Origin of the sequence: Rhizorhabdus wittichii, assembly GCF_017607425.1 — a bacterium.
Classification (GTDB): domain Bacteria; phylum Pseudomonadota; class Alphaproteobacteria; order Sphingomonadales; family Sphingomonadaceae; genus Rhizorhabdus; species Rhizorhabdus wittichii.
Window position 1 is genome coordinate 5,371,948 of the sequence record NZ_CP059319.1, and the last position, 17,219, is coordinate 5,389,166.

The 17,219-nt window shown below is 69.2% G+C and carries 14 protein-coding genes; 13 read left to right on the forward strand and 1 reads right to left on the reverse strand.

Features of this window, described 5'->3' with window-relative positions:
• Positions 1-16 precede the first annotated feature (16 nt).
• From HRJ34_RS25535 to HRJ34_RS25545, 3 genes are read left to right on the forward strand one after another with little or no spacing between them, the layout of a single operon-like run.
• A complete protein-coding gene (locus HRJ34_RS25535; protein WP_208632825.1) occupies positions 17-772 on the forward strand; it encodes an SDR family NAD(P)-dependent oxidoreductase in 756 nt (251 codons plus the stop codon).
• Between the two features lie 13 nt (positions 773-785).
• On the forward strand, positions 786-1,949 hold the full coding sequence (locus tag HRJ34_RS25540; RefSeq protein ID WP_030092048.1) for an acyl-CoA dehydrogenase family protein: 1,164 nt from the start codon (positions 786-788) through the stop codon (positions 1,947-1,949).
• Positions 1,946-3,007 (forward strand): phosphotransferase, encoded by a 1,062-nt coding sequence (locus HRJ34_RS25545; protein ID WP_030092047.1) that lies wholly within the window; start codon positions 1,946-1,948, stop codon positions 3,005-3,007. The genes HRJ34_RS25540 and HRJ34_RS25545 overlap by 4 nt, the downstream gene beginning before the upstream one ends.
• A 9-nt stretch (positions 3,008-3,016) precedes the next feature.
• Here the strand turns inward: HRJ34_RS25545 and HRJ34_RS25550 are convergent, their stop codons facing one another.
• A complete protein-coding gene (locus HRJ34_RS25550) occupies positions 3,017-5,728 on the reverse strand; it encodes an adenylate/guanylate cyclase domain-containing protein (RefSeq protein WP_208632826.1) in 2,712 nt (903 codons plus the stop codon).
• Positions 5,729-5,933: 205 nt separating this feature from the next.
• Here HRJ34_RS25550 and HRJ34_RS25555 point away from each other — a divergent pair, with 205 nt between their 5' ends.
• The 10 genes from HRJ34_RS25555 to kdpA all read left to right on the forward strand — a co-directional run bounded on the left by HRJ34_RS25555 (position 5,934) and on the right by kdpA (position 17,208).
• Positions 5,934-6,836 carry a LysR family transcriptional regulator gene (locus HRJ34_RS25555; protein ID WP_016746716.1) on the forward strand — a complete coding sequence of 301 codons (903 nt, stop codon included), beginning with the start codon at positions 5,934-5,936 and terminating at the stop codon, positions 6,834-6,836.
• A 69-nt stretch (positions 6,837-6,905) separates the two neighbouring features.
• On the forward strand, positions 6,906-7,385 hold the full coding sequence (locus tag HRJ34_RS25560; RefSeq protein WP_016746715.1) for an NAD(P)H-dependent oxidoreductase subunit E: 480 nt from the start codon (positions 6,906-6,908) through the stop codon (positions 7,383-7,385).
• A complete protein-coding gene (locus HRJ34_RS25565) occupies positions 7,382-8,932 on the forward strand; it encodes an NADH-ubiquinone oxidoreductase-F iron-sulfur binding region domain-containing protein (protein WP_208632827.1) in 1,551 nt (516 codons plus the stop codon). The genes HRJ34_RS25560 and HRJ34_RS25565 overlap by 4 nt, the downstream gene beginning before the upstream one ends.
• A 4-nt stretch (positions 8,933-8,936) precedes the next feature.
• Positions 8,937-11,780 carry a formate dehydrogenase subunit alpha gene (gene fdhF / locus HRJ34_RS25570; RefSeq protein ID WP_030092713.1) on the forward strand — a complete coding sequence of 948 codons (2,844 nt, stop codon included), beginning with the start codon at positions 8,937-8,939 and terminating at the stop codon, positions 11,778-11,780.
• On the forward strand, positions 11,777-12,028 hold the full coding sequence (locus HRJ34_RS25575; protein WP_011952314.1) for a formate dehydrogenase subunit delta: 252 nt from the start codon (positions 11,777-11,779) through the stop codon (positions 12,026-12,028). Before fdhF ends, HRJ34_RS25575 begins: the two co-directional genes overlap by 4 nt.
• Position 12,029: 1 nt before the next feature.
• The gene (gene fdhD / locus HRJ34_RS25580; RefSeq protein WP_208632828.1) at positions 12,030-12,815 is read left to right on the forward strand and encodes a formate dehydrogenase accessory sulfurtransferase FdhD; all 786 of its coding nucleotides are present in this window, start codon (positions 12,030-12,032) and stop codon (positions 12,813-12,815) included.
• Positions 12,812-13,351, forward strand: a complete 540-nt coding sequence (locus HRJ34_RS25585; RefSeq protein WP_208632829.1) for a molybdenum cofactor guanylyltransferase — start codon at positions 12,812-12,814, stop codon at positions 13,349-13,351. Before fdhD ends, HRJ34_RS25585 begins: the two co-directional genes overlap by 4 nt.
• 101 nt (positions 13,352-13,452) lie before the next feature.
• Positions 13,453-15,168: an acyl-CoA dehydrogenase gene (locus tag HRJ34_RS25590; protein WP_208632830.1), complete on the forward strand. Its 1,716-nt coding sequence runs from the start codon at positions 13,453-13,455 to the stop codon at positions 15,166-15,168.
• Positions 15,169-15,396: 228 nt separating this feature from the next.
• Entirely contained in the window at positions 15,397-15,486 is a 90-nt protein-coding gene (gene kdpF, locus HRJ34_RS25595; protein WP_016746708.1) for a K(+)-transporting ATPase subunit F, read from the forward strand.
• 18 nt (positions 15,487-15,504) lie between these two features.
• A complete protein-coding gene (kdpA, locus tag HRJ34_RS25600) occupies positions 15,505-17,208 on the forward strand; it encodes a potassium-transporting ATPase subunit KdpA (RefSeq protein WP_208632831.1) in 1,704 nt (567 codons plus the stop codon).
• The last annotated feature ends 11 nt before the right edge of the window (positions 17,209-17,219 follow it).

Genomic DNA, 17,219 nt, shown 5'->3' on the forward strand with positions numbered 1-17,219 from the left:
GTCGCAAGGAGCCCAGATGCCTGACCTTCACGATCTGAGCGGGAAGACCGCCTTCGTCACCGGCGCCTCGGGCGGGCTCGGCGCCCATTTCGCGCAGGTGCTGGCGCGCGCCGGCGCCACCCTGATCATCGCCGCGCGGCGCCGGGAGGCGCTGGCCGAGGTGGCGGCCGGGATCGAGGCGGCGGGCGGGCGGTGCGAGACGGCGGCGCTCGACGTGGCGGATTCCGCCAGCATCGCCGCGATCGAGCCGTTGCTCGCCGACGTCGACATCTTCGTCAACAATGCCGGGGTGGTGGTGGAGAAGCCCTTCCTCGACCAGAGCGAGGAGGATTGGGACCGGGTGGTCGGCACCAACGCCAAGGGCATGTTCCTGCTCACCCAGGCGGCGGCGCGGGCGATGAAGGCGCGCGGCAAGGGCGGGTCGATCATCAACATCGCCTCGATCCTGGGCCTGCGGCAGGGCGCCCATGTGTCGACCTATGCGATCTCCAAGGCGGCGGCGATCCAGCTCACCAAGTCGGCCGCGCTCGAACTGGCGCGCTTCGGCATCCGCGTGAACGCGCTCTGCCCCGGCTATATCGAGACCGACCTCAACCGGTCCGCCTGGGAGACGGAGGGCGGCAAGCGGATGATCCAGCGCATACCGCAGCGCCGCCTCGGCGATGCGCACGAACTCGACGGGCCGCTGCTGCTGCTCGCGTCCGACGCCTCCACCTACATGACCGGATCGGCGCTCGTCGCCGATGGCGGCCACCTCGTCAGCTCGCTTTGAAGGAAGATCATCCATGACCGAACGCGCCCTTGCGATCGCCGCCCGCGTCGAGGCCTTCGTCCGCGAAACCGTCATCCCCTATGAGAAGGACCCGCGCTGCGGCGACCATGGCCCCAGCGACGCGCTGGTCCAGGAGATGCGCGTCAAGGCGCGGGCGGCGGGCGTCCTCACCCCGCACATCCTGCCCGACGGATCGCACCTCACCCAGCGCGAGACCGCGATCGTGCTCAAGGCGTCGGGGCTGTCGCCGCTCGGGCCGCTTGCGGTCAACACCATGGCGCCCGACGAGGGCAACATGTACCTGATCGGCAAGATCGGCACGCCCGAACTCAAGGCGCGCTTCCTCGACCAGCTCGTGTCGGGGGAGAGCCGCTCGGCCTTCTTCATGACCGAGCCGGCACTGGAGGGCGGGGCGGGTTCCGACCCGTCGATGATGCAGACGCTGTGCCACCGCGACGGCGATCATTGGGTGATCAACGGCCGCAAGGCTTTCATCACCGGCGCCGACGGAGCGAAGGTCGGCATCGTCATGGCGAAGTCGGAGGACGGCGCCTGCATGTTCCTGGTCGACCTGCCCGATCCGGCGATCCGCATCGAGCGGGTGCTGGAGACGATCGACAGCTCGATGCCGGGCGGCCATTCGGTCGTGCTGATCGACGACCTCCGCGTGCATGAGAGCCAGATGCTGGGCGCGAGCGGCGAGGGGTTCAAATATGCCCAGGTGCGCCTCTCCCCGGCGCGGCTGTCGCATTGCATGCGCTGGCTCGGCTGCGCGACGCGGGCGCAGGAGATCGCGGTCGACTATGCCTGCCGGCGCGAGGGGTTCGGCAAGAAGCTGATCGACCATGAGGGCGTCGGCTTCATGCTGGCCGAGAACATGATCGACCTGCAGCAGGCCGAGCTGATGATCGACTGGTGCGCCGGGGTGCTCGACGACGGCTCGCTCGGCACGGTCGAAAGCTCGATGGCGAAGGTGCAGGTGTCGGAGGCGCTCTACCGGGTCGCCGATCGCTGCATCCAGGTGATGGGCGGCATGGGCGTGTCGCGCGACACCGTGGTCGAGCAGATCTTCCGCGAGATCCGCGCCTTCCGCATCTATGACGGCCCGACCGAGGTCCACAAATGGTCGCTCGCCAAGAAGCTCAAGCGCGACCATGCCAGGGCCCATGCGGCATGAGCGGGGGGATCGGCCAGGACGAGAATAGCGGCACCACCCCGGTCCGTGCCGGCTTTGCCTTCGACGAGGCGGGGCTGGCGCGCTGGATGGCCGATCATGTGCCCGGCTACGAAGGGCCGCTGACGGTCGAGCAGTTCAAGGGCGGCCAGTCCAACCCGACCTACAAGCTGGTGACGCCGGGGCGGTCCTATGTGCTGCGCCGCAAGCCGTCGGGCCAGCTCCTCAAGGGCGCGCATGCGGTCGAGCGCGAGGCGAAGGTGCTGACCGGGCTGGAGAAGGCGGGCTTCCCCGTCGCCCATGTCCATGCTTTGTGCACCGACGACGCGGTCATCGGCACCTGGTTCTACATCATGGACATGGTCGAGGGCCGCATCCTGTGGGACGCGACCCTGCCCGGCATCGCGGCGGCCGACCGCCCGGCCTATTATGACGCGATGAACGCGACGATCGCCGCGCTCCACCAGGTCGATTACGAAGCGGTCGGCCTCGGCGACTATGGCCGGCCAGGCAATTATTTCGAGCGGCAGATCGGCCGCTGGTCGCAGCAATATCTCGACGACGCCGACGCCGGCCGCGATCCCGACATGGACCGGGTGATCGACTGGCTGCGCGCGAACATCCCGCCCGGCGACGAGACCGCGATCGTCCATGGCGACTTTCGTATAGACAATATGATCTTCCACCCGAGCGAGCCGCGCGTGCTGGCGGTGCTCGACTGGGAATTGTCGACGCTCGGCCATCCGCTCGCCGACTTCGCCTATCACGCGATGATGTACCACATGCCGCCGCACATCGTCGCGGGGCTCGCCGGGGCCGAGCTGAAGGCGCTCAACATCCCGGACGAGGAGAGCTACATCGCCGCCTATTGCGCGCGCACCGGGCGGGCGTCGATCCCCAATTACCGCTTCTACACCGCATTCAACTTCTTCCGGATGGCGGCGATCTTCCACGGCATCAAGGGCCGCGTCATCCGCGGCACCGCCGCCTCCGCCCAGGCCGCCCGGCGCGCGGAGATGTTCCCCGAACTGGCGCGGATCGCCTGGGCGCAGGTGGGATAGGCGCCGCGCCTATTTGGAGGTGAGCGTCCAGACCCCGTCCCAGTCGGCGGGCGGGGGCGACTTGGCGAAGGCGCGGCAGCGCTCGACATACATGGCCGAGGGGCCGTCGCCCGGCATCGCCCGGAGGGCTGCGAGGAAGGCCTGCTCGGCATCGTCCCAGGCCATGGCGCGATAGGCGGCGAAGCCCGCTTCGTAATGCTCCAGCATCGCGCCGAGCCCGCGGTCGATCTCCGCCGCGCGATAGCCGAGCGATTCATGGACGCCGACCGGGAAGTCCTTGCCCTTCACCCGGATCAGGTCGATCTCGCGCACCAGCCTGGGATCGGCGAGCCGGGCATGGGTGAATTCGGAGAAGAGGATCTTCGAGCCATAGGCCTTGTTGGCGCCTTCGAGCCGCGAGGCGAGGTTCACGCTGTCGCCGATCACCGTATATTCCATGCGCTTGATCGAGCCGATATTGCCGACGATCACGTCGCCGGTGCTGATGCCCAGCCCGATGTCGATCGGCTTTTCTCCCATCGCCGAGCGCTTTGCGTTGAGCGCGGCGAGTTCGACCAGCATCTGGTTCGCCGTCGCCACCGCGTTGTCGGCGTCGTTGGGTCCGGCGAAGGGCGCGCCGAACAGCGCCATGATCGCGTCGCCGATATATTTGTCGAGGATGCCCTTATGGGCGAAGATCACGTCGACCATCTCGGTGAAATAGCTGTTGAGCATCGTCACCGTCTCGCGCGCGCCGATCTTCTCGGCGATCGTCGTGAAGCCGCGCACGTCGGAGAACAGGATCGACACGGTCTGGTCCTTGCCGGTCAGCTCGCTCTCGCCGGCTTCCAATAGCTGGTCGGCGACCTCCTTCGACATGTAGCGCGCCATGGTCGACCGGACGCGCTTCTCGCTGGTGATGTCCTCCATCACCAGCATCGACCCGATCACCGCGTCGTTGGCGTCGACCAGCGGCGCGGCGGTGAGGTTGATCGAGGCGGCCTTGCCGTCGCGGCCGATCAGCTCGGCATCGACCGCCAGATAGGCCTCCCGGTCGCGGTCGGTGCGTTCCAGCCGCTCGGCGATCCAGTCGTTGCTGCCGGTGAAGGCGTCGCGCGCGCTGGCGCCGATCAGCCCGTCGGGCGCGTCCATCAGCCGGCGGGCCGCCTCGTTGCTGGTGACGATCCGCCGGTCCTCGTCGAAAGTGATCACGGCGTTGGAGGTGCTCTTGAGGATCGCCTCGTTATAGTTCTTCATGTAGAGCACGTCGTCGAACAGCCGCGCATTCTCCAGGCACACCGCGATCTGCGCGGAGAAGGCGCGCAGCCGCGCCTCGTCCTTGGCGGTGAAGGCCGCCGCGTCGCGCTTGTTGAGCACCTGGGTCACGCCGATCCGGCCGCCATGCTTGTCGAAGATCGGCTGGCACAGGATCGATCGGGTGACGAAGCCGGTCGCGCGGTCGACCTCCGGGTTGAAGCGCGGGTCGGCATAGGGATCGGTGATCGTCTCCGCGACGCCGCTGGTGAACACCGCGCCGGCGATGCCGCGGTTCGACGGCAGGCGGATCTCGCGGACCAGGTCGCCCTCGGCGAACAGCGAGAACAGCTCGTCGGTCTTGCGGTCGTAGACGAACAGGGTCGACCGCTCGGCGTTGAGCAACTCGGTCGTCGTCCGCATGATCCGCGCGATCAATATCTCCAGCTTCAGCTCGCCCGCCAGGTCGTTGCTGACCTCCAGGATGAGCTGCTCCTCGCGCAGCGCCTCCAGCATGTGCTGGAAGCCGCGGAAGATGTCGGCATATTCGTCGGTGGAGACGACCTCCAGCTTCACCTCGTCGAGGTCGCCGCGCTCGACCAGCCGCATGCTGTCGATCAGCCGGCTCGCCGATCGCGACACTTCGTGCGCGGTCAGCAGCGCCATCATCACCGATCCGAGCATGCAGACGCAGACGACGCCGGTGATCCAGACATAGAGCGGCAGCATCATCGACGGGGTCGGATCGATCCCCTGCAGCACGAACATCCGCTGCACCTTGAAGATGATCGAGGCGGCGAAGAAGATCAGCGGCAGCGCGGCGACGAAGATCGTCAGGTAGAGCAGCTTGCTCTTGAGCCGGATCGCGACGAGCTGCCGCTGATATTCGGGCGGCAGGCCGCCGTCGAGCTGCTCCGACAGCCGCACGATCGTCGGCACCAGCGCTCGGGCCACCCCGAAATATTCGAAGATCGCATGGGTCGGGGAGGCGAAGAACAGGCAGGTCGCGGCGAACACCAGCACCTGCCAGCCCTGATAGCCGGCGTCGAATGCCCAGTTGGCGAAGGGCAGCGCCATGCACACCATCACCGTGACGATCGGACCGTGCAGGAAGGTGACGCGCATGAACGAGTAGAAGGGCAGGTTGAGTGCGCGGACCACCGCCGCCACGATCACCGGCTGCGGCGGCTGCGCGCCCGCGTCGAGCGCGCGCAGCGCCGCGTCGATCGGGCGATAGTGGCGGACGATCAGATAGACGTCGGACAGGTTGTAGATGGCGACGACGACCGGCGTCATGCCGATCAGGATCAGCCATTGGCGCAGGTCGAGCTCGAGCCCGAACAGCACCAGCGCCATGGTGATGACGATCGCGGTGGTGCAGCCGCCCTGGTAGAGCCAGACCAGCCGCCAGAACAGCGCGCGGGCGCCCGGCGGCGGCGCGGCGCGGGCCCCCGCGCCGGGGCCGGCGATCGGCTTGAGCTCGGTCATCGCCGGACTCGGGCGGGTGGCGGCCTCATGCTGTCGCGCGGCTCCCCCGATGTCCCCCGACCTGCGTGCATCGCAAGATCCCCCCGCCGATGGTTTGCCGCCGCAGCGGAGCCTTTGTCCAGCGAAGTTTCGCCTCGCCGCCCGGCCTCGGCTGTCGCGCCGGCCCGCGCGGCATGATAGGGCCCGTCTATCGAAAGGAGCATCGATGCAGCTTCGCCTGTTGCGCTATTTCACCACTTTGGCCCGCGAGGGGCATTTCGCCCGCGCGGCCGAGGCGTGCGGCGTCACCCAGCCGACGCTGTCGGCCGGGATCGCCACGCTGGAGGAGCAGTTCGGCCACCGGCTGGTGCTGCGCGAGCGGCGCTATATCGGGCTCAGCCCCGAAGGGCAGGCGATGCTGCCCTGGGCGCAGCAGCTCATCGCCGTCTATGACGGCATGGCCCATGCGATGGAGGCGATCGACGGCCCGATCCAGGGCGAGTTCCGGCTGGGCGTGATCCCGGCGGCGATGCCGGCGACCGGCTATCTGGCGCGGGCGCTGCTCGCCGGGCATCCGGCCTCGACCCTGTCGGTGCGCTCGCTCACCTCGCGGGAGATCGAGCGGGGCCTCGTCGCCTTCGACCTCGACGCCGGGCTCACCTATCTCGACCATGAGCCGCCCGCCGACATGCTGGCCGCGCCGCTCTATGCGGAGCGCTACATCTTCCTTGCCCGCGCCGGCGGCGACTTCGACGGGCGGACGTCGATCGGCTGGGCCGAGGCGGCCGGCTCCGACCTCTGCCTGCTCCATCCGGGGATGCAGAACCGCCGCATCCTCGACACGCGGCTCGCCGAGCGCGGCCTCGCCATCCGGCCGCGCGCCACCGCCGACAGCTATGTCGCGCTGCTGGCGATGGTGCAGGCGGGCGGCTTCGCGACGATCATGCCCGACAGCTACCTGGCGCTGCTGCCCGGCATGAACTGGGCCCGCATCCTGCCGTTCGACGATCCCGCCCCGGCCAGCCGGATCGGCGTGATCGTCCCCAACCGCCATCCGGTCGGGCCGCTCGCGGCGGCGGCGCTGGCGGTCGCGCGCGCCGTCGCGCTGCCCGACGGCTTCAAGATTTGATAGACAGCCTCTATCAATCATTGGGATTAGTGATTTGACCCGGCCGGGCGGCGGGATCACATCCGGGCCATGACGATGGAGAGAAGAGAGCCGGTCGAGGCGATGGTCGCCCGCCTCCTGGCCGCGCAGGGCGAACGGCGCGGGGCGCTGCTGCCTTTGCTGCACGACCTGCAGGAGGAACTGGGCTTCGTCGGCGAGGAGACGGTCGCCGCCGTCGCCGCCGCGATGAACCTCAGCCGGGCCGAGGTCCATGGCGTCGTCAGCTTCTACCATGATTTCCGCAAGGCGCCGGCCGGCCGGCACGTCGTCAAATATTGCCGGGCCGAAAGCTGCCGCTCGCGCGGCGGCGTGGCGATCGAGGCGGCGCTGGCCGATCGGCTGCGCGTGACGATGGGCGAGACCCGCGCCGACGGGCAGGTGACGCTCGAACCGGTCTATTGCCTCGGCCTCTGCGCGATCGGGCCCAATGCGCTGGTCGACGGCGCGCCGGTCGCGCGGATCGACGACGCGGCGGCGATCGAGCGGATCGCCGCGACGGTGGCGGCATGACCACGGTCTTCATCAGCGCCGACATGGCCTCGGTTGCGCTCGGCGCCGACGCGCTGGCCGACGCCTTCGCCCGCGCCGGCTGTACCGTCGTCCGCACCGGTAGCCGCGGCCTGTTCGCGATCGAGCCGCTGGTCGAGGTGCAGGAGGGCGACGCGCGGATCGGCTATGGCCCGGTCGGCCCGGAGGACGTCGCGGCGATCCTGTCGGGCGACCATCCGCGCCGGCTCGGCCCGGTCGATGCGCTGCCCTTCTTCGCCCGGCAGCAGCGCTTCACCTTCGCGCGCTGCGGGATCAACGATCCGCTCGACCTCGCCGCCTATGCGGCGAGCGGCGGCTGGCGCGGGCTGGAGGCGGCGCGGGCGATGGCCCCCCAGGCGGTGGTCGACGCGATCAAGGCGTCGGGCCTGCGCGGCCGGGGCGGGGCGGGCTTCCCGACCGGCATCAAGTGGCAGACCGTGCTCGACGCCGGGCCCGCCGAGAAGTTCGTCGTCTGCAACGCCGACGAGGGCGACAGCGGCACCTTCGCCGACCGGATGCTGATGGAGGGCGACCCCTATTGCCTGATCGAGGGCATGGCGATCGCGGCGCATGCGGTCGGCGCCGATCACGGCTATGTCTATATCCGCTCCGAATATCCCTTCGCGATCCGGGCGATGCAGGGCGCGATCGAGCGCTCGGCGGCGTTGCTCGCGCCCTTCACGCTCGAGGTGCGGGTGGGGGCGGGAGCCTATGTCTGCGGCGAGGAGACCGCGCTGCTCGACAGCATCGAGGGCAAGCGCGGACAGGTTCGCGCCAAGCCGCCGCTGCCCGCGATCGAGGGGCTGTTCGGCCAGCCGACCGTGATCAACAACGTGCTCAGCCTCGCCGCCGTCCCGTTCATCCTGAGCGAGGGGGCGGAGGCCTATGCGGCGGTCGGCCTCGGACGCTCGCGCGGCACCATGCCGGTGCAGCTCGCCGGCAATATCCGCAACGGCGGCCTGTTCGAGATCGGCTTCGGCATCAGCCTGGGCGAGCTGGTCGAGACGGTCGGCGGCGGCACCGCATCGGGCCGGCCGGTGCGCGCGGTGCAGGTGGGCGGGCCGCTCGGCGCCTATCTCCCGCCGTCGATGTTCGACCTGCCGTTCGACTATGAATCCTTCGCGGCGGCGGGCGCGCTGATCGGCCATGCCGGGATCACCGTGTTCGACGACACGGTCGACATGGCGCAGATGGCCCGCTTCGCGATGGAGTTCTGCGCGGTCGAGAGCTGCGGCAAATGCACGCCCTGCCGGATCGGATCGACCCGTGGGGTCGAGACGATCGACCGGATCATCGCCGGCGGGCGCGGCGGCGACCGGGTCGAGGCGCTGCCGCAGATGCGCAACGCGAAGGCGCGGCAGAAGAGCGTCGAGCAGGAGATCGCCCTGCTGCGCGACCTGTGCGACACGATGAAATATGGATCGCTCTGCGCGCTCGGTGGTTTCACCCCCTATCCGGTGCTGAGCGCGCTGAACCATTTCCCGGAAGATTTTGGTGACGCGTCGGCGATGCCGGCGGCGGCGGAGTAGGCCCATGGCGTGGATCGGCGAAATCGACCTCGGCACCAAGGCGGTGCCGGTGACCGGCCCGATGGTGGCGCTGACCATCGACGACCAGCGGGTCGAGGTGCCCGAGGGCACGTCGATCATGCGCGCGGCGGCGCTGATGGGGACGACCATCCCCAAGCTGTGCGCGACCGACATGCTCGAAAGCTTCGGCTCGTGCCGGCTCTGCCTGGTCGAGATCGACGGGCGGGCGGGCTACCCCGCCTCCTGCACCACGCCGGTGGCGCCGGGCATGGTGGTCCGCACCCAGACCGCGAGGCTCCAGGAACTGCGGCGCGGGGTGATGGAGCTCTACATCTCCGATCATCCGCTCGACTGCCTGACCTGCTCGGCCAATGGCGATTGCGAGTTGCAGGACATGGCCGGCGCGGTCGGCCTGCGCGAGGTGCGCTACGGCTATGAGGGGGAGAACCACCTCGTCGCCGAGAAGGACGAGTCCAACCCCTATTTCACCTTCGACAGCACCAAGTGCATCGTCTGCTCGCGCTGCGTGCGCGCCTGCGACGAGGTGCAGGGGACGCTGGCGCTGACCGTCGACGGGCGCGGCTTCCAGTCGCACATCGCCGCCAGCCAGGATCAGGATTTCCTCTCCTCCGAATGCGTGAGCTGCGGCGCCTGTGTCCAGGCCTGCCCGACCTCGGCGCTGATCGAGAAGTCGGTGATCGAGAAGGGCACCCCCGACCGCGCCGTCGTCACCACCTGCGCCTATTGCGGGGTCGGCTGCGCCTTCCGCGCCGAGCTGCGCGGCGAGGAGCTGGTGCGGATGGTGCCGTGGAAGGACGGCAAGGCCAATCGCGGGCATAGCTGCGTCAAGGGCCGCTTCGCCTGGGGCTATGCCCAGCACCGCGAGCGCATCCTGAAGCCGATGGTCCGCGCCTCGGTCGACCAGCCCTGGCGCGAGGTGGGCTGGGACGAGGCGATCGCCCATGTCGCGTCCGAGTTCCGCCGCATCCAGGCGACCTACGGCACCCGTTCGGTCGGCGGCATCACCTCCAGCCGCTGCACGAACGAGGAGACCTTCCTCGTCCAGAAGCTGATCCGGCAGGGCTTCGGCAACAACAATGTCGATACCTGCGCGCGGGTCTGCCATTCGCCGACCGGCTATGGGCTGAAGACGACCTTCGGCACATCGGCCGGCACCCAGGATTTCGACAGCGTCCAGCAGGCGGACGTGATCATGGTGATCGGCGCCAACCCGACCGACGGCCACCCGGTCTTCGCCAGCCGGATGAAACGGCGGCTGCGGGAAGGCGCGCGGCTGATCGTCGTCGATCCGCGCCGCACCGATCTGGTGCGCAGCGCGCGCATCGCCGCCGATCATCACCTGCCGCTCAAGCCGGGCACCAACGTCGCGGTGCTGACCGCGATGGCGCATGTCATCGTCGAGGAAGGGCTGGCGGACGAGGCCTATATCCGCGAGCGTTGCGACTGGGACGAGTATCAGGACTGGGCGGCGTTCGTGGCCGAGCCGCATCGCTCGCCCGAGGCGACCGAGGCGCTGACCGGCGTCCCGGCCGCCGAGCTGCGCGCCGCCGCCCGGCTCTATGCGACCGGCGGCAACGGCGCGATCTATTACGGCCTCGGCGTCACCGAGCACAGCCAGGGATCGTCGACGGTGATGGCGATCGCCAACCTCGCCATGGCGACCGGCAATATCGGCCGCGAGGGCGTGGGCGTGAATCCGCTGCGCGGACAGAATAATGTCCAGGGTTCGTGCGACATGGGCAGCTTCCCGCACGAATATTCGGGCTATCGCCACGTCTCCGACCCGGAGACGCGGGCGCTGTTCGAGACGGCATGGGGCGTGCCGCTCGATCCCGAGCCGGGCCTGCGGATCAACAACATGCTCGACGCCGCGACCGACGGCGTCTTCAAGGGCCTTTTCATCCAGGGCGAGGACATCCTCCAGTCCGATCCCAACACGACCCATGTCGCCGCCGGGCTCGCCGCGATGGAATGCGTGGTGGTGCAGGACCTGTTCCTCAACGAGACCGCCAACTACGCCCATGTCTTCCTGCCGGGCTCGACCTTCCTGGAGAAGGACGGGACCTTCACCAATGCCGAGCGCCGCATCCAGCTCGTCCGCAAGGTGATGGCGCCGCTCAACGGCCATGCCGACTGGGAGATCGTCCAGCTCGTCGCCAGGGCGATGGGGCTCGACTGGACCTACGACCACCCGTCCGAGATCATGGACGAGATCGCCCGCCTTACGCCGAGCTTCGCCGGAGTCAGCTTCGACCTGATCGCGGAGCATGGGTCGATCCAGTGGCCCGCCAACGAGAAGGCCCCGCTCGGCACGCCGACGATGCACATCGGCGGCTTCGCGCGCGGCAAGGGCAAGTTCGTGGTCACCGACTATGTCGCGACCGACGAGAAGACCGGCCCGCGCTATCCGCTGCTGCTGACCACCGGTCGCATCCTCAGCCATTACAATGTCGGCGCGCAGACGCGGCGCACCGCCAATGTCGCCTGGCATCCCGAGGATCTGCTGGAGATACACCCGCTCGACGCCGAGAATCGCGGCATCAAGGATCGCGACTGGGTCTATCTGCGCAGCCGCGCGGGCGAGACGACGCTGCGCGCTTCGGTGACCGAGCGGGTGGCGCCCGGCGTGGTCTACACCACCTTCCACCATCCGGTGACGCAGGCCAATGTCATCACCACCGACTATTCCGACTGGGCGACCAACTGTCCGGAGTACAAGGTCACGGCCGTGCAGGTCGGCCTGTCCAACGGCCCCTCCGAATGGCAGGAGGATTATAGCGAACAGGCGCGGCAGAGCCGCCGCATCCTCGTCGAGGCCGCCGAATGAGCGGGATGACCAACGACGAGAAGCTCGTCTATATGGTGAACCAGATCGCCCGCAATTTCGGGACGCTGGGACATGACGACGCCGTGGCTGCCACCGAGGATCATCTGCTCAAATTCTGGGACCCGCGCATGAAGGCGCGGATCGTGATGCTGATGGCGGAACATGCCGGCACGCTGAGCCCCGTCGCCTCGGGTGCGCTGTCGCGTCTGCGCGCGGGGATCGGGCCCGGCCTCGCGGACGCGGGCTGACATGGCCGAAGGGCCGTCCGTCCGCCGGCAGTCCTTCCGTCGCATATCCTCGGCCGGGACGGTCGAGCCGGTCGAGCGGCCGGTCGCCGACGAGACCCCGGTCGCGATCGACTATAACGGCCTCGGCTATGCGGTGCTGATGGCCAGCGCGACCGACCTGGAGGACCTGGCCTTCGGCTTCAGCCGGGCCGAGCGGCTGATCGACGCCGCCGGCCAGATCGTCGACGTCGACACGCATCGCGCCGAGCGCGGCATGCTGCTGCGCATCACCCTCGCCGACGAGCGGCTGGCGCTTGTCACCGAACGGGTCCGCCACCGCGTGTCCGATTCCTCCTGCGGGCTGTGCGGGATCGAGAATCTCGAACAGGCGCTCCGCGCGCTGCCGCCGGTCGACGCGGGGTCGCCGCCCGCCGACGCGGCGATCTTCGCCGCACTGTCCGGCCTGTCGGCGCACCAGCCGCTCAACGCCGCGACCGGCGGGGTCCATGCCGCCGCCTTGTGCGGCCGCGACGGGACGATCCGGCTGGCGCGCGAGGATGTCGGCCGCCACAACGCCTTCGACAAGCTGATCGGCGCGATGCTGCGCCAAGGGCTCGACTGGGACGGCGGCTTCGCCCTGCTGAGCTCGCGCTGTTCCTATGAGCTGGTCGAGAAGGCGGCGCTGGCGGGCTGTCCGACGCTCGTCACCGTCTCGGCCCCGACCGGCCTCGCGGTCGACCGGGCGCGCGAGGCGGGGGTGCGGCTGGTCGCGCTCGCCCGGCCCGACGCGATGCTGGTGGTGCCGTGACCCGCCTGCTCGGGGCGCTGATCGCGGGCGGCCGGTCGAGCCGCTTCGCATCGGACAAGGCCCTGGCGCGCTGGCGGGGCAGGCCGCTGATCGACCATGCCGCCGATGCGCTGCGCCCGCATGTCGCGACGCTGGTGGTCTGCGGCCGCGAGCATGGCGGGCTGACCATGCTCGCCGATCGACCCGCGCCCGACATGGGGCCGCTCGGCGGGATCGACGCCGCGCTCCGCCATGCGCGCGCGAACGGCTTCGACGCGGTGCTGACGATCGGATGCGACACGCCGCTGCTGCCCGATGCGCTGATCGACCGGCTCGTCGCGGCACCGGGGGCGGCCTGCCTGTCGAGCCTGCCGGTGATCGGCCGCTGGCCGGCGGCGCTGGCCGATCGGCTCGACGCCTTCCTGGCCGAGGACCGCAAGCATGCGATCCGCGCCTGGGCGGCGGAGGCAGGCGCCGAGATGATCGAGGGCATCGACCTGCCCAACGTCAACCGGCCGGAGGACCTTGCGGCGCTGACCGGTCAAAAACTGGTATGAATGATCAAAAATAATTGACTCCACCGGTGGGTCGGCTAGGCGGTGCAAGGCCGGAAGCGCCCCAAGGCGCCGGCATGGATGCAGGATGAAAGGCCCCGTCGATGTTCACGCCCCCTCTCGATGAACAGCGCTTCGTGCTCGAACATGTCACGCGTCTGGCCGAGTTGGGCGCGACCGATCGTTTCGCGGCGGCGACGCCCGACCTGGTCGATGCGGTGATCGAAGGGGTGGGGAGCTTCGCCGAGGGCGAATGGGCGCCGTTGGCGCGCGTCAGCGATCAGGTCGGCGCGAAGTGGACGCCCGAGGGCGTGGTCATGCCGGAGGGCTTCGCCGCCGCCTACAAGGCCTATGTCGAGGCGGGCTGGGGCACGATCAGCGCGCCCGAGGCCCATGGCGGGCAGGGGCTGCCCTATGCGCTGGCGTCGGTGGTGCTGGAGACGCTCGGCACCGCCAACATGGCCTTCACCCTCTGCCCGCTGCTGTCGGTCGGCGCGATCGAGGCGCTGGTCCATCACGGGTCGGAGGCGCAACAGGCGCTCTATCTGCCCAAGCTGGTCAGCGGCGAATGGACCGGGACGATGAACCTGACCGAGCCACAGGCCGGATCGGACGTCGGCGCGCTGCGCGCGAAGGCGACCCCGCGCGGCGACGGGACCTGGTCGATCAGCGGCACCAAGATCTTCATCTCGTTCGGCGACCACGACCTGGCCGACAACATCGTCCACCTCGTCCTCGCCCGCACCCCCGACGGCCCGGCCGGCACCAAGGGCATCTCGCTGTTCCTCGTCCCCAAATATCGCGTCAACGCCGACGGATCGCCGGGCGCGGAGAACGATGTCCGCACCGTGTCGATCGAGCACAAGATGGGGTTGCACGGGTCGCCGACCTGCGTCCTCTCCTTCGGCGACCGTGGCGAATGCGTCGGCGAGCTGATCGGGCCCGAGTTCGGCGGGATGCGCGCGATGTTCACGATGATGAACAACGCCCGCCTCAACGTCGGCCTGCAGGGCGTCCAGGCGGCCGAGGCCGCGACCCAGAAGGCGGTCGCCTATGCGCGCGAGCGCATCCAGTCGGCGCGCGCCGGATCGGGCAGCCCGGCGCCGGTCGCGATCATCGAGCATCCCGACGTCCGCCGCATGCTGCTGCGGATGAAGGCGCTGACCCAGGCGGCCCGCGCGCTGCTCTATTATTCGGCCGGCATGGTCGACCGCGCGACCCTGGGCGACAAGGCGGCGCAGGCCCGGCTCGAACTGCTGACCCCGCTCGCCAAGGCCTATGGCACCGATCTCGGCTGCGAGGTCGCGAATCTCGGCATCCAGGTCCATGGCGGCATGGGCTATATCGAGGAGACCGGCGCCGCCCAGTTCTTCCGCGATGTCCGCATCACCACGATCTACGAGGGCACCAACGGCATCCAGGCGGCCGACCTCGTCGGCCGCAAGCTCGGCCTCGAAGGCGGCGGGACGCTCGCCCGGCTGATTGCCGACATGCGCGCCGAGGCCGAGGATGCGGGCCTGCGCGCCCTGATCGACGCCTGCGAGCGGGTCGCCGCGCATTTGGCGGCGGCGGACGTCGACGACCGGCTGGCGGCGAGCTATCCCTTCCTCACCATGCTCTCGACCGCCGTCGCCGGCTGGCTGATGGAACGGCAGGGCCGGATCGCCGCGAACGGCGACGGCGCCTTCCTGGCGATGAAGCGGACCGCCGCGCGCTTCTATGTCGAGCAGGTCGTGCCTGAGGCGATGGGACTGATCGCCGCGGCGATGGCGCCCGCCGACATCCTCTACGCGGTCGGACCGGACGAATTCGCCGCCTGACGGGACGGGCGCCGGGCCTGCGGCGCCTTTCCTTATGCTTTCCTTATGCTTTCCTTATGCGCGCCGCGGCATTTGCCCGTGGCGGCCTAACGGCCCCGACGCCTAGCTGAGCCTCCGAACAATCGGTTCGGAGGTCATGATGCAGGACGTCTTGTGGATCGCTCTGGTTGCGGGATTGACCGCCGCCAGCCTTTGCTATGCCGGCCTTGCCGGCCGGGCCTGACGATCATGGGCATCGATCTCTGGCTAGGGGCCGCCACCGCGCTGGGCCTGCTCCTCTACCTCGTCGCCGTGCTGGCGCGTCCCGAACGTTTCTGATTGTGAAGGAGTGAAGCCATGAGCCTTGCCGGCTGGGCGCTGATCCTCGTCTTCATCGCCATCCTCCTCTTGCTGGCCAAACCGATGGGCGCGTGGATGTTCGCGCTCTACGAAGGCCGGCGCACGCCACTCCACCGGCTCCTCGGGCCGGTGGAGACCGGCTTCTACCGCCTGTCGGGCGTCGACCCGGCCGCCGAGCAGGGCTGGCGCCGCTATGCGGTCCACATGATCCTGTTCAACCTGGGCCTGCTGCTGCTGACCTACGTCATCCTGCGCACCCAGGCCTGGTTGCCGTTCAACCCGCGCGGCCTGCCCAATGTCGCGCCCGACCTGGCGTTCAACACGGCGGTCAGCTTCACCACCAACACCAACTGGCAGAGCTATGCCGGCGAGGCGACGATGAGCCAGCTCAGCCAGATGGTCGCGCTCACCGTCCATAATTTCACCAGCGCCGCCACCGGCATCGCGCTCGCCTTCGCGCTGTTCCGCGGCTTCGCGTGGCGCGAGGCGGGGACGATCGGCAATTTCTGGGCCGATGTCACCCGCATCACCCTCTATCTGCTGCTGCCGCTCTCGATCCTGTTCGCGGTCTTCCTGATCGCCAACGGGGTGCCGCAGACGCTCGCCGGATCGGTCGACGCCACCACGGTCGAGGGCGCGCGCCAGTCGATCGCGCTGGGCCCGGTCGCCAGCCAGGAGGCGATCAAGCTGCTCGGCACCAATGGCGGCGGCTTCTTCAACGCCAACTCGGCGCACCCCTTCGAGAATCCGACCGCGCTGACCAACCTGTTCCAGATGCTGTCGATCTTCCTGATCGCGGTCGGGCTGACCTGGACCTTCGGCAAGGCGGTCGGCAATCCGCGCCAGGGCTGGGCGATCCTCGCCGCGATGCTGGTCCTGTTCCTGATCGGCGCGAGCGTCGTCTACTGGCAGGAGGCGACCGGCAACCCGGTGCTCCACGGCCTCGGCGTCCCCGGCGGCAACATGGAGGGCAAGGAGGTCCGCTTCGGCATCGCCGGCTCGGCGCTCTACGCCGCCGTCACCACCGCCGCCTCGTGCGGCGCGGTCAACGCGATGCACGACAGCTTCACGGCGCTGGGCGGGATGATCCCGCTGATCAACATGCAGCTCGGCGAGGTCGTCGTCGGCGGCGTCGGCGCGGGGGTCTACGGCTTCCTGCTGTTCGCGATCCTGGCGGTGTTCGTCGCCGGACTGATGGTCGGCCGCAGCCCCGAATATGTCGGCAAGAAGATCGAGGCGCGCGAGGTGAAGCTCGCGGTGCTGGCGATCGCGGTGCTGCCGCTCGTCATCCTCGGTTTCACCGCCCTGAGCGCGGTGACGCCCGCCGGCCTCGCCGGGCCGCTCGCCAAGGGGCCGCACGGCTTCTCGGAGATCCTCTACGCCTTCACCAGCGGCGTCGCGAACAACGGTTCGGCCTTCGCCGGCCTGACCGCCGCCACCCCCTGGTATGACGGGCTGCTCGGCGTCGCGATGTGGATCGGCCGCTTCTTCGTGATCATCCCGATGCTCGCGATCGCCGGGTCGCTCGCCGCCAAGAAATATGTCCCGGCCGGCGCCGGTTCCTTCCCCACCACGGGGCCGTTGTGGATCGGCCTGCTCGTCGGCATCGTCCTGATCGTCGGCGGCCTGACCTTCCTGCCCAGCCTCGCGCTCGGCCCGATCGCCGATCATCTCGCGATGATCCGCGGCCAGCTCTTCTGATCCGAAAGGCT